The 12,553-nt window shown below is 67.9% G+C and carries 12 protein-coding genes; 6 read left to right on the top strand and 6 right to left on the bottom strand.

Annotated elements, in window-relative coordinates; all coding sequences use genetic code 11:
* Nucleotides 1-42: 42 nt before the first annotated feature.
* The 6 genes from QK291_RS05070 to QK291_RS05045 form a co-directional block, all read right to left on the bottom strand.
* Nucleotides 43-1,569 carry a DHA2 family efflux MFS transporter permease subunit gene (locus tag QK291_RS05070; protein ID WP_282379735.1) on the bottom strand — a complete coding sequence of 509 codons (1,527 nt, stop codon included), beginning with the start codon at nt 1,567-1,569 and terminating at the stop codon, nt 43-45.
* A gap of 74 nt (nt 1,570-1,643) precedes the next feature.
* Nucleotides 1,644-2,039, bottom strand: a complete 396-nt coding sequence (locus QK291_RS05065) for an ankyrin repeat domain-containing protein (protein WP_282379733.1) — start codon at nt 2,037-2,039, stop codon at nt 1,644-1,646.
* Nucleotides 2,036-3,118, bottom strand: a complete 1,083-nt coding sequence (locus QK291_RS05060) for a folate-binding protein (RefSeq protein ID WP_282379731.1) — start codon at nt 3,116-3,118, stop codon at nt 2,036-2,038. The genes QK291_RS05065 and QK291_RS05060 overlap by 4 nt, the downstream gene beginning before the upstream one ends.
* 22 nt (nt 3,119-3,140) lie before the next feature.
* A complete protein-coding gene (locus tag QK291_RS05055; RefSeq protein ID WP_282379730.1) occupies nt 3,141-3,884 on the bottom strand; it encodes a flavodoxin family protein in 744 nt (247 codons plus the stop codon).
* Between the two features lie 85 nt (nt 3,885-3,969).
* Entirely contained in the window at nt 3,970-4,584 is a 615-nt protein-coding gene (locus QK291_RS05050) for an FABP family protein (protein WP_282379728.1), read from the bottom strand.
* A 175-nt stretch (nt 4,585-4,759) separates the two neighbouring features.
* Nucleotides 4,760-5,494, bottom strand: a complete 735-nt coding sequence (locus tag QK291_RS05045) for a permease (RefSeq protein ID WP_282379726.1) — start codon at nt 5,492-5,494, stop codon at nt 4,760-4,762.
* 258 nt (nt 5,495-5,752) lie between these two features.
* Between QK291_RS05045 and QK291_RS05040 the strand changes: the two genes are divergently transcribed.
* From QK291_RS05040 to QK291_RS05015, 6 genes are all read left to right on the top strand, one after another.
* On the top strand, nt 5,753-6,451 hold the full coding sequence (locus tag QK291_RS05040; protein ID WP_282379724.1) for a response regulator transcription factor: 699 nt from the start codon (nt 5,753-5,755) through the stop codon (nt 6,449-6,451).
* Between the two features lie 302 nt (nt 6,452-6,753).
* A complete protein-coding gene (gene mshD / locus QK291_RS05035) occupies nt 6,754-7,737 on the top strand; it encodes a mycothiol synthase (RefSeq protein WP_282379722.1) in 984 nt (327 codons plus the stop codon).
* A gap of 114 nt (nt 7,738-7,851) precedes the next feature.
* Nucleotides 7,852-10,116: an RNA degradosome polyphosphate kinase gene (locus tag QK291_RS05030; protein WP_282379720.1), complete on the top strand. Its 2,265-nt coding sequence runs from the start codon at nt 7,852-7,854 to the stop codon at nt 10,114-10,116.
* Nucleotides 10,117-10,127: 11 nt separating this feature from the next.
* Nucleotides 10,128-11,105 carry an NUDIX hydrolase gene (locus QK291_RS05025; protein ID WP_282379718.1) on the top strand — a complete coding sequence of 326 codons (978 nt, stop codon included), beginning with the start codon at nt 10,128-10,130 and terminating at the stop codon, nt 11,103-11,105.
* Between the two features lie 60 nt (nt 11,106-11,165).
* Complete coding sequence (locus QK291_RS05020) at nt 11,166-11,969, top strand: thymidylate synthase (protein WP_282379716.1); 804 nt, start codon at nt 11,166-11,168, stop codon at nt 11,967-11,969.
* Nucleotides 11,966-12,553, top strand: coding sequence for a dihydrofolate reductase (locus QK291_RS05015; RefSeq protein WP_282379714.1), 588 nt, complete (start codon nt 11,966-11,968; stop codon nt 12,551-12,553). Before QK291_RS05020 ends, QK291_RS05015 begins: the two co-directional genes overlap by 4 nt.

Below are 12,553 nucleotides of genomic sequence, written 5' to 3'. Positions count from 1 at the left end.
CCGCAGGGCAGCCAGGCCCCGGCCCCCGCGGCCCGGACAGCGTCAGCGGACCGGTGCCCCGGAACCCTGGGCGCCGGCGGCCTTGGCCGCCGGCCCGGGGGCACGGTCCCAGCCCTGTATCGGCTGGGGCTTGGCGAAGAACAGCGCCACGGCCGCGCCGAGCAGGATGACCGCGGCGGGCAGCAGCATGGACTGGCCCATCGCCGTCGAGAAGCCCTCCTGGAGAGCCCCGGGCAGGGCGCCGCCAAAGGACATCGGGCTCGCCTCCCCGGCCCCGCCCGGGGCTGCCGGGAGTTCCGCCGCGAGCCGCGCCTGGATCAGCACTGCGATCGCGGCGCTGCCCAGGACGGCCCCGATCTGGCGGGTGGTGTTGTAGACCCCGGCGCCGGCTCCCGCCTGCCGGGGCGGCAGGTTCCGGGTCGCCGTGGTGCTCAGCGGCGCCCAGATGCCGGCGTTGGCGAAGCCAAGCACCGCGCTGGGCAGCAGGAACAGCCAGATCGGCGTGTCAGGGTGCATCAGGTAGGAGTTCCAAAACAGCGCCACGGACATCAGGACCAGGCCGGCCGCGGTGATGAACTTCGGGTTGACCCGGTCGATGATCTTGCCCACGACTGGGGCCAGCCCGCCGGAGATCAGGGCCATCGGCACCATCATCAGTGCGGACTGGGTCGGGGTCAGGCCCCGGACCACCTGGAAGTAGAAGATCAACGGCAGCGTGAACGCGGTGACGGTGAAGCCCACGGTGGTGATACCGATGTTGGCGAGGGAGAAGTTGCGGTCCTTGAAGAGGGACAGCGGCAGCAGCGGCTCGCCCTTGTTCACCTTCTGCCACACGATAAACACCACCAGTACGGCGATGCCGGAGATGATCAGCCCCCACACCGTGATGGGTCCGGTGATGGTTCCCCAGTCGTACGTCTCGCCCTCCTGGATGCCGAACACCAGCAGGAACAGCCCGACGGCGCTGAGCACCACCCCGGGGATGTCGAACTTGTGCGGGTGGGTGCTGAGCGTCGGCACGAAGCGCAGCGCGAGGACAAAGCCAACGATGCCCACGGGGACGTTAATGAAGAAGATCCATTCCCAGCCGAGTCCGTCCACCAGGACGCCGCCAAGGATCGGCCCCACCAGGGTGGCCATGCCGGCCGTCGCGCCCCAGATGCCCATCGCGGCGCCGCGCCGGTCCGGGGGGAAGATCCGGGTGATGACCGCCATGGTCTGGGGCGTCATCATCGCCGCGCCGAAGCCCTGGAGCACCCGGGCCATGATGAGCGTCTGGACGTCGCCGGAGAGCCCGCACCAGAGCGAGGCGATGGTGAAGACCACCAGACCGGACAGGTAGAGCTTCTTGGGGCCGAACCGGTCACCGAGCCGGCCGGTGATCAGCAGCGGCACGGCGTAGGCGAGGAGGTAGGCGCTGGTGACCCAGATCACCGAGTTGATGTCGGTATTGAGGCCTTCCATGATGCGGGGGTTGGCCACCGACACGATGGTGGTGTCGATCAGGATCATGAAGAAGCCGATCACCAGCGACCAGAGTGCCGGCCACGGCCTGGCGACGTTTTCCATGGGATTCCTTACCGATTGAAAGAATGGCGCTCGTAACTCTAGGGAGTTCGGCGCGGCCTAAGCCGCGGATGGGCTCAGCCCAGCAGGGCCAGGATGTCCTGGCGCTCGAACATCTGTGCGGCGTTGCGGGCGGAGGGAGTCCCGGCGTCGGGGTCCGCGCCGGCCTCCAGCAGCGCCTGTGCCACCTCCGTGTAGCCCTTGAACACGGCGCCGGCGAGCGGCGTCTGGCCGCGGTCGTTGGCGCTGTTGGCGTCGCCGCCGTGCTGCAGGATCAGCCGGACGGTGTCGGCGTGGCCGTGGTAGGCCGCGAGCATTAGCAGGGTGTCCCCCGCCTCGTTGGTGAGGGTGGCCGGGGCCCCGGCGGCGAGGTAGCCCGCGAGCAGCCCGGAGTCCCCCTGGCGGGCGGCGTCGAAGAGCTTGTGCGCCAGGGCCAGCGTCTCCTCGTCCGGCGCGGCGCTGTCCTGGGTCATCGGCTTCCCCGCAGGAAGCCGGTCTGGCGGCCCACGACCTGGCCGGCGTCGGGGGCCACAATGAGTTCCTGCGCCGCGGTGTAGGGCTCCTCGCCGTCGAGGACGGTCAGGACCTCCTCCGGCGCGACCGATCGCTTGACCACGGCCAGGGCCACCGGCCCCATCTCGTAGTGCTGCGCCACCGAGGTCACGGTGCCGACCTTCCGGGCCCCGGAGCGGACCTCGCTGCCGACGGCGGGCATGGTGTGCTGGGAGCCGTCGAGCTGCAGGAACACCAGCCGGCGCGGCGGGTGGCCCAGGTTGTGGACCCGGGCGACGGTTTCCTGGCCCTTGTAGCAGCCCTTGTTCAGGTGCACCGCGGTGCGGAGCAGGTCCAGTTCGTGCGGGATGGTCTTGTCGTCGGTTTCGGCACCCCAGCGCGGCCGCCAGGCTGCGATGCGCAGCGCCTCGGCGGCCCAGATTCCGGCGAGCGGGCGTTCGCCGACGGTGGCTTCCAGCTCCGCGGCCGGGACGAGGTATTCGAACCAGGGCCGTTCCAGCCCGGGGTGGGAGTCCTCCGCGACCACGGCGTAGGAGTAGCCGCCGGCGCCGACATGCGGCCAGGGGTCTTCCCAGACCAGCAGGCCGGACCATTCCGGCACCCGGTGCGTAGTTCCCAGCACGGCCCAGTCCGCCGAGGCGTCGGCAATCTCCACGCGGAGCATGAACTTCATCCTGTTGAGCCACTCGGCCAGCGGAGCGGCCTCGGCCGCCTCGACGATCAGCCAGGTGGTCGCGCCGTCGTCCACCACGCGGGCGTCGAATTCGATCCGGCCCTGCACACTGAGCAGCAGCAGCTCGCTGGACTGACCGGGGGCCAGGCCGGTGAGCTGCTGGGAGGACAGCGTGTTGAGCCAGCTCAGCCTGTCCGGCCCGGTGACGGTCACGACGCCGCGGTGGGACAGATCCACGACGGCGGTGCCGGCGGCCAGCGCCCGCTGTTCGCGCAGCGGTTCGCCGTAGTGGGAGGCGACGCCGGCGTCAGCGCCGCCGGCTTCGACGGCGCCGGGGCGCGCCAGCAGGGGGCTCTTGGTAGTCATATGAAGTAGAAGTCCTAACGGGCTAGCGGTATTCCGGATTCTCGAAGTCGAACCTTGTCCCGGTCTTCCAGGCCTCCGGCAGGTTGCCATAGGCAGGGATGCCGCCCGCGTCCTTGAGCATCCGGGCCAGGTGCAGCAGGTTCCACGTCATGAACGTGGTGTTGCGGTTGGTGAAGTCGCTTTCCGGACCGCCGGAGCCCTCGTCGAGGTAGCTCGGGCCCGGCCCGACGGCGCCGATCCAGCCGGCGTCGGCCTGCGGCGGAATGGTGAAGCCGATGTGCTGGAGGCTGTAGAGGACGTTCATGGCGCAGTGCTTGATGCCGTCCTCGTTGCCGGTGATGAGGCAGCCGCCGACCTTGGGGTAGAACGCCCACTGGCCCTTGTCGTTGAGCTCGCCGGAGTGCGCGTAAAGGCGTTCGATCAGTTTCTTGGTTTGCGAGGAGTTGTCGCCCAGCCAGATCGGCCCGGCCACGATGACGATGTCGGCGTCCCGCACGGCCGGATACAGCTCCGGCCATTCATCGCTCGCCCAGCCGTGCTCGCGCATGTCGGGGTAGACCCCGCTGGCGATGTCGTGGTCCACCGTCCGGATGACCCGGGTGCTGACGCCGTGTTTTTCCATGATCCGGCGGCTGACCTCGATCAGGCCGTGGGTGTTGGAGGTCTCCGGGGACTTCTTGAGGGTGCCGTTGAAATAGACGGCCTTGAGGTCGCTGAAATCGGCGGCCCTTTCAGGCACTCCGGGCGTGGCTGTTGTGGCATTCACTGTGGTACTCCCTGCGGTCGCTACGGACAAAGGAAAATCAGTGAGCCCCCACTACGGGCGGCTGGGCGGTGCGGCGTGCCGCCGCTCAGGTGACCTTGTGGAGGATGGCGGACGCGTGGGCTTCCAGGCCGCTGCCGCCGTCGGGAGCCTTGCCCGTGGCCACGTCCCAGCGCCAGAGCAGGTTGCCGTCCACGAGTCCGAAGATCCGGGTCGCGGCCGTGTACTCCTTGGAGTGGCTGCCGCGCATCACCATGTCGGTGCTGAGCTGGATCTGCGGGCCCTTGATCTGGCCATAGTACAGCTCAGAGATCCCGCCGGGGTGGGAGATCGAGACGGAGATGTCGAAGCCGCCGTCCTTATTGCGCAGGGCCTCGACTTCGTCGGCGCTCTTGAGCACGGGAACGATGTCCGCCGGGACCAGCCCGGGGCCGCCGTCTTCCTCGCGCTGCTTGCGCTCCAGGGCCCAGAAACCGGTTTCGACCGTCAACGGACGCAGCCTGGTGCCGTCGTCGTCGGTCAGCCAGCTCTCGGCCCGGTACTGCAGGTACGGCAGGCCGTTGTGCATGAATGAGACGTGTTGCAGGAAATGCCCGGAATCCTCTTCCCCGGCCCCCAGCCGGCCTTGGCCCTCCCACTCACCAATGAGCCAGGACAGCGGAACGATTTCCGGGGTCAGATCTGTAGGTATTTCAATCGGCACAGCAGCTACCTCTGGAAACGACGACGGCTAGGAAATTCTGGCTGTTACTTCTGGCCTTTGAACAGGCGGTACACCACAAAGCCGGCAAACCAGGCCATGGCCAGGCTGGCAACGCCAAGGAGGACAAGGAAGAAGATTTCAAATGCAAGTACGGACATGATGCCATCCTAGCGCCTTAGAAGATGAGTAGTTTGTCTATGAAGTACGCCAGCGAACCGACGGCGGACACCGGGCCCAGCCCGATTCCCAGCGCTGCCGGAAAGCTTAGCGATTCACCGCGGAGGATGACCAGCCTGCGGAAACTTACCAGCACGGCCCCAACCACCACCCCGGCGATCGCGGCCGGGATCACGGCGATGTCGGAGAAGACCAGGCCCGCGAGCGGTCCGGCCAGCCCGGCAGCGACGACGCCCAGCGGCGCCACCACACGGTCGGGCCAGCGGATCAGGCCCGCCAGCAGGGCGACCGCGGCGCTGATCGCGGCGACCAGGACCATCTCGCGGACGCCGTTGAAGCGGGAGCACGCGATCCACCCGGCGCCCAGGCAGGACAACAGAACGCCGGCGGAGGAACCGAGAATGGATTCCAGGCGCTGCGACTGGCCGGTGCCGCGGATCAGCTGCATCACGAAGATCGCCATCAACCCTGCCGCCATGAACGACGGCGTCCAGTCCAGGAAACCCGGGGCGGGCAGGTACGTTGCGGCGACGGCGGCGCCCACACCCGGCAGGCCGATCAGCACGGCGAGGGTTTTCCGGGCGGGGATGCCCAGGAAATGCGGCCAGCCGATTCCGACGGCGGCGGCGGTCAGCACCCCCACCGCCAGGAGTGCCTCCGGCGAAGCGTAGGACGCGCCGACGATCGCGGCGAGTCCGGCCAGGCCGATGACGCCGATGGACCAAGCCCTCACTTGTTACCAGACATGTGTATTTCCGTCATCCGTCTTCCGGCCATCGTTGCACTTTCGCTCACTGCGGACCCCACTTCGACCTGAACTTCCGTCATGGGGGCGGCAGGCCCCGACGGATCAATCCTGCCCTATGTGACCGTTTTGTGTCGCAAAAGAACCGGACGCAGGTGGCCTGGGCATGTCCGGCAAGGGGCCTTTGGGTATACTCAGACTCAGCTACAGACGCCCAACGATGCGCGGACACCCCTTGGAGGAAACATGTCGCACATCCTGTTACTGACGAACAGCACCGGCTCGTCGGTGGACGTCCTGCCCGCGCTGGAACTACTGAATCACCGGGTCCATATTCTCCCCGCCGAGCCGACCGCACTGCTGGAGACCGACCCCTGCGACATCGTCCTGCTGGACGCCCGCAAAGACCTCGTCGGCGCACGCTCCCTGACCCAGCTGCTGAAGGCCACCGGCTTGAGCGCCCCCCTCATGCTGATCCTGACCGAGGGCGGCATGGCCGCCGTGTCCTCGGCGTGGGCGGTCGACGACATCCTGCTGGAGTCCGCCGGACCTGCCGAGGTCGAGGCCCGCATCCGCCTGGGCGTCGCACGGGCCGTGCCGGACAAGGACGACGCCCCGACCGAGATCCGCGCCGCCGGCGTCGTCATCGATGAGGCCAGCTACACCGCCCGGGTCAACGGCGCCCCGCTGAACCTGACCTTCAAGGAATTCGAACTGCTCAAGTACCTGGCGCAGCACCCCGGCCGGGTCTTCACCCGCCAGCAGTTGCTGACCGAGGTCTGGGGCTACGACTACTACGGCGGCACCCGCACGGTGGACGTCCACGTCCGGCGCCTGCGGGCCAAACTCGGCGCCGACCACGAGAACCTGATCAGCACGGTCCGCAACGTGGGCTACCGCCTGACCCTGGTCCGGCATCCGGAGGAAGAGCTCACCGAGGTCTGACGGGCAGCGGCACCCCGGTGCCCCCTCCCGTCCAGCCCCAGATCAGTCCAGCCACCGATCAACTGCGGCAGGCATGCAGAAAGCCCCGGACATCAGTCCGGGGCTTTCCTTTTGCTGCAGTGGAGGACATACGGGTCGAACGTATCGAGGCCACCCCAGTGGTGGATCCCCCTCGTGTCGCGGCCAGCGGGACCCAGAAACAAGTTCTGGACCGAGCAGCCGGACGAGATATCGACTATACGTAACAGTTCCGGAAACCACAAAATCGGCCCCGCCCGCGCGGCACCGTATAGCCTTGCACCATGAGTCCTGCGCACCCTGAGAACTGGCCCGTCCTCGCCGCCCGGGGAGCCGCGGATCCGCAGCTCCTGAAGGACATCAAAGCCCTCGCGTCCGCCGCGGAGGAATCCGATGGCAATCCGCCGCTGTCCGAGCAGACGCTCGTGACGCTCCGGACCGCGGACGACGGCGGGTCCGCGGGCACCCCCGCGGTGCTGACCCTCGCCTTGTACTGCCCCGACGAGAGCTCCGACCCGGCGACGGCGCAGGATCTGGCCGGCGTCGCCGTCGTGATCGGGGAACCGGACGGCACGGGCGTGCTGGAAATTGCCGTGCACCCCAGCTACCGCAACCAGGGCGTGGCGACCCGGCTGGTCGGCGAACTCGAAGCCACCCGCGGCTTCGCCGGACTGAAGGCCTGGTCCCACGGCAACCACGAGGCCGCGGCCGACCTCGCCGCCCGCTACGGCTACGGCCCGGTCCGGGAGCTGTGGAAGATGCGGCTCGCTGGTTCGACGGCGGAGCTGCCCGACGTCCCGCTGCCCGACGGGGTGACGTTGCGCGCCTTTGTCCCGGGCCGGGATGAGGACCCCTGGCTCGCCGCTAACCGGGCCGCCTTCGCGCACCATGCCGAGCAGGGCAACATGTCCCGGACCGATCTGGACGCCCGGATGGCCGAGCCATGGTTCGATCCCGCCGGTTTCCTGCTCGCCGTCGATGCCTCGGACCGGATCCTCGGCTTCCACTGGACCAAGATCCACCCCCGGCACGGGGACCACCCGGCGATCGGCGAGGTGTACGTCGTGGGTGTCTCCCCCCAGGCGCAGGGCACCGGGCTGGGCAAGGCGCTGACCGTGGCCGGCATCCGGCACCTGCAGCGCCAGGGCCTGCACGCCGTCATGCTCTACGTCGATGCGGACAACGTCCCGGCCGTCTCGCTCTACCGGAAGCTGGGCTTCACCCGCTGGGACGTCGACGTCATGTATGCCCCGCTGGCGGGCCCTTAATCCAATCGGCGGACATCTTGTCTCCGGGCGGGGAAATCTGCACTCCGCTAAAGCGGATCGCTGGATGATTGCTTGTAAGGTTGAAGCTAACTCGAGCCAGCATTAGGAGAGACCATGCAACGGGATTCTGCCCGGACCGCCACGTCTGAGGCCGCCACGTCGGACAAAAAAGTCCGACCCGCGCGCGCACAGTTCGGCTCCTCCGAAGTTCCTGCCTCACGTGCCACCCAGGACCGGATCGACATTCCGGAATTCGCGCCCAACCTGGAGCCGGAGGGCGACTTCAGCCCGGACCGCTTCCTGGACCGCGAACTGAGCTGGCTCTCCTTCAACGCCCGCGTGCTGGAACTCGCCGAGGACCCGGACCTGCACCTGCTGGAACGTGTCAGCTTCCTGTCCATCTTTGCGTCCAACCTGGACGAGTTCTTTATGGTCCGCGTCGCCGGGCTGAAGCGCCGGATCGCCACCGGACTGGCCGTCCCCTCCCCCGCCGGGCTCAGCCCGGTGCAGGTCCTGGAGCAGATCGGCGACGAGGCCCACCGGCTGCAGCAGCGCCACGCCCGCGTCTACGCCGAGCAGATCCGCCCGGCCCTGGCCTACGAGCACATCCACCTCATGCACTGGGACGAACTCGATTCCCAGGCAAAGGACCAGCTCAGCGCCATGTTCGCGGAAAAGGTCTTCCCGATCCTGACCCCGCTGGCTGTGGACCCGGCCCACCCGTTCCCTTACATCTCGGGGCTCTCCCTGAACCTCGCCGTCGTCGTCCGCAACCCGATCAGCGACAAGGAGCTCTTCGCCCGCCTCAAGGTCCCGGACCAGCTCCCCCGGCTGATCTCGGTCGACGGCCCGCGCGCCGGCTCCGTGCCGGGCCGCGTGGCACGCTTCATCGCCCTCGAGGAAGTCATCGCCGTCCACCTGGACCAGCTCTTCGCCGGGATGGAGGTGCTGGAGCACCACACCTTCCGCGTCACCCGCAACGAGGACCTCGAGGTCGAAGAGGACGACGCCGAGAACCTGCTGCAGGCCCTCGAGAAGGAACTGCTGCGCCGCCGCTTCGGCCCGCCGGTCCGGCTCGAGGTCACGAATGACATCAACCCGAACATCCGGGCGCTGCTGATCCGAGAGCTCGGCGTCGAGGAATCCGAGGTCTACTCGGTCCCGGCACCGCTGGATCTGCGGGGGCTCTCCGTCATCGCCGGGATCGACCGGGCCGACCTGCATTACCCCAAGCACGTCCCGCACACCTCCCGGCACCTCAACGAGTCAGAAACGTCCAAGGCGGCGAATGTCTTTGCGGCCATGCGGCGCCGGGACATCCTGCTGCACCACCCCTATGACTCGTTCTCCACCTCGGTGCAGGCGTTCCTGGAGCAGGCGGCCTCAGACCCGAAGGTCCAGGCCATCAAGCAGACGCTGTACCGCACCTCGGGCGACTCCCCGATCGTCGACGCCCTGATCGACGCCGCCGAGGCCGGCAAGCAGGTCCTGGCCCTGGTCGAAATCAAGGCCCGCTTCGATGAGCAGGCCAACATCTCCTGGGCCCGGAAGCTGGAGCAGGCCGGCGTCCACGTGGTCTACGGCATCGTGGGCCTCAAGACACACTGCAAGCTCTCCCTCGTGGTGCGCCAGGAAGTGGACGGCCTGCGCCGTTACTGCCACATCGGCACCGGCAACTACCACCCACGCACGGCCCGCTACTACGAGGACCTGGGCCTGCTCACGGCCAACGAGCAGGTAGGCGAGGACCTCTCCAGGCTCTTCAACCAGCTCTCCGGCTACGCCCCGAAGTCGACCTTCAAGCGGCTCCTGGTGGCGCCCCGCTCGGTGCGGTCGGGACTCATCGACCGGATCGAAACCGAGATCCGGAACGCCCGTGCAGGCCTCACCGCCCGGGTCCAGATCAAGGTCAACTCGATGGTGGACGAAGCCATCATCGATTCCCTCTACCGTGCGTCCCAGGCCGGCGTTCCCGTGGACATCATCGTCCGCGGCATCTGCTCCCTGCGCCCGGGCGTGCCCGGGCTCAGCGAGAACATCACGGTGCGCTCCGTGCTGGGCCGGTTCCTGGAGCACTCCCGCGTCTTCGCCTTCGCCAACGCCGGGGACCCGGTGGTGTACATCGGTTCGGCGGATATGATGCACCGCAACCTGGACCGCCGGGTGGAGGCCCTCGTCCAGCTCACCAGCGGGGACGACACGACGTATGTGATGGACCTGCTGCGCCGCTATATGGATCCGGGCACCGCCAGCTGGCACCTGGACAACCAGGCGGTATGGACCCGCCACCACGTCGCCGAAGACGGGCAGGAGCTCGAGGACATCCAGTCCTGGCTGCTCAACTCCCGCTCGCGGCAGCGATCCGCCGGTCTGCGGTAGGGGCTCTGGCATTGAGTAGCGATTCACTGGTTGCCGACCAGACAGACCACGCCGGCGAAGCCGTCGTGGTGGTGGCCGCCGGGGCCGTGCCGTGGCGCGTTGCCCCGGGCGACAAGGAACAGATCGAGGTCCTGCTGATCCACCGCCCGCGGTATGACGACTGGTCCTGGCCCAAGGGCAAGATCGACCCCGGCGAGACGGTGCCCGAATGTGCCGCCCGCGAGGTCGCAGAGGAAATCGGGCTGACGGCGCCCCTGGGCATCCCGCTGCCGGCCATCCATTACCGCGTCCCCGTCGGGCTAAAGGTCGTCCATTACTGGGCGGTCGACGTCGACGGGGCCGCCCTCCTGCCCGACGGCAAGGAAGTGGACAGCGTCATGTGGTGCTCGCCGGAGAAGGCCGAGCGCCTGCTCACCAACCCCAGCGACGTGGTCCCGCTGGAGCACCTGGCGGCCGCCCACGCCCGCGGCGAACTGAAGACATGGCCGCTCGTGATCGTCCGCCATGCCAAGGCCAAGCCGCGTTCCTCCTGGTCCAAGGCAGAAGGGGACCGGCCCCTGGCTGTCACCGGGTTGCGGCAGGCGCAAGCAGTGGGGCGGCTGCTGCAGGCCTGGAAGCCCATGCGCATCGTTTCCAGCCCGTGGCTGAGGTGTGTTGCCACCATCGCCCCGTACGCCAAGGCATCCGATGCAAAGGTGAAGCTGAATGAAGCCCTCACCGAGCACCGGCACGGCCGCCACCCGCACAAGACGGCCGCCGCCGTCGAGGGCCTCTTCGACAAGCAGCGGGCCGTGGCGCTGTGCACGCACCGCCCGGCCCTCCCCACCGTGTTCGCCCAGCTCGGCAAGCACATGGGGTCCCGGCTGCGGGCCCTGCTCCCTGACTCCGACCCGTTCCTTGCCCCCGGTGAGATCGTCGTGTGCCATGTGGCGCACCACAGCAAGAACAAGGTGGTCGCGGTCGAGCGCTTCAGGCCCTTCGACGACTGAGCCGCGCCCAGCCAGCAAGACGGATAAGGAGCGGCCGCCACTTCTCAGTAGACTGGGACCGTGAGCATTCCAACGCCCTATGAAGACCTGCTGCGCGACGTCCTGGACCACGGCACGCACAAATCAGACCGGACCGGGACGGGGACCCTGAGTGTGTTCGGCCGCCAGCTGCGGTTCGATCTCAGCAAGAGCTTCCCCCTGGTCACCACCAAACGCGTGCACTTCAAGTCCGTCGCCGTGGAGCTGCTCTGGTTCCTCCGCGGGGACACGAACGTGAAATGGATGCAGGACCAGGGTGTCACCATCTGGAACGAATGGGCCGACGCCGACGGCGAACTTGGCCCGGTCTACGGCGTCCAGTGGCGCTCCTGGCCGACCCCCGACGGCGGCCACATCGACCAGATCGCCGAGCTGATCGATAACCTCAAGAGCAACCCGGACTCCCGCCGGCACATCGTCTCGGCCTGGAACGTCGCCGAGCTCAAGGACATGGCCCTGCCGCCGTGCCATGCGTTCTTCCAGTTCTACGTGGCCGACGGCAAGCTCTCCTGCCAGCTCTACCAGCGTTCCGCGGACACCTTCCTGGGCGTGCCGTTCAACATCGCCTCCTACGCCCTGCTGACCTGCATGGTCGCCCAGCAGACCGGCCTGGAACCGGGCGAATTCGTCTGGACCGGCGGCGATGTCCACATTTATGACAACCACATGGACCAGGTCCTCAAACAGCTCGCCCGCGAGCCCTACGAGTACCCGCAGCTGAGGATCACCCGCAAGCCTGCCTCCATCTTCGACTACACCCTCGATGACTTCGAGGTGGTCGGATACCAGCACCACCCGACGATTAAGGCCCCAATAGCCGTATGAGCAACGACGACCTCCAGGGCGCACAGCCCGCCGACTTCTCCGACACGCTCGACACCCTGACCGGGCTCGGCGTCGTCTGGGCCCAGACCAGCACCGGTGTCATCGGCAAGGACGGCGGGATGCCGTGGCGCCTGCCCGAGGACATGCGCCACTTCACCCGGCTCACCACAGGCCACCCGGTGATCATGGGCCGCAGGACCTGGGAATCCTTCCCCGACCAGTACCGCCCCCTGCCCGGACGGACGAACATCGTCATCACCCGGCAGGAGGAGTGGGGCGGGACACCGGCGGCGGAAGGCGCCATCGCGGTCAAGTCCCTGGACGACGCGCTGCTGGAGTCCCAGTTCGCGCCGGGCAACGAAATGGTCTGGATCATCGGCGGCGGCAACATCTATGCGCAGTCCATGGACCTCGCCAACGTCGCCGTGATCACCACGATCGACGCCACGACGGAGGGCGACACTTTCGCCCCGGACCTGGGCTACGACTGGACCATGGGCGCGAGCCTGCCGGCGGACGGCTGGCAAACCGCCGACGACGGCACCCGCTACCGCGTCAACGTGTGGCGCCGGACGGAGGGCTAG

The sequence above is a fragment of the Arthrobacter sp. AL12 genome, from assembly GCF_029960645.1.
GTDB lineage: Bacteria > Actinomycetota > Actinomycetes > Actinomycetales > Micrococcaceae > Arthrobacter.
This window is presented reverse-complemented; position numbering and strand designations above follow the sequence as displayed.

Bases quoted from the DNA above. Each gene is read 5' to 3' on its own strand.
- QK291_RS05070 (WP_282379735.1), bottom strand. From the start codon at position 1,569: ATGGAAAACGTCGCCAGGCCGTGGCCGGCACTCTGGTCGCTGGTGATC.
- QK291_RS05065 (WP_282379733.1), bottom strand. From the start codon at position 2,039: ATGACCCAGGACAGCGCCGCGCCGGACGAGGAGACGCTGGCCCTGGCG.
- QK291_RS05060 (WP_282379731.1), bottom strand. From the start codon at position 3,118: ATGACTACCAAGAGCCCCCTGCTGGCGCGCCCCGGCGCCGTCGAAGCC.
- QK291_RS05040 (WP_282379724.1), top strand. From the start codon at position 5,753: ATGTCGCACATCCTGTTACTGACGAACAGCACCGGCTCGTCGGTGGAC.
- mshD (WP_282379722.1), top strand. From the start codon at position 6,754: ATGAGTCCTGCGCACCCTGAGAACTGGCCCGTCCTCGCCGCCCGGGGA.
- QK291_RS05030 (WP_282379720.1), top strand. From the start codon at position 7,852: ATGCAACGGGATTCTGCCCGGACCGCCACGTCTGAGGCCGCCACGTCG.
- QK291_RS05015 (WP_282379714.1), top strand. From the start codon at position 11,966: ATGAGCAACGACGACCTCCAGGGCGCACAGCCCGCCGACTTCTCCGAC.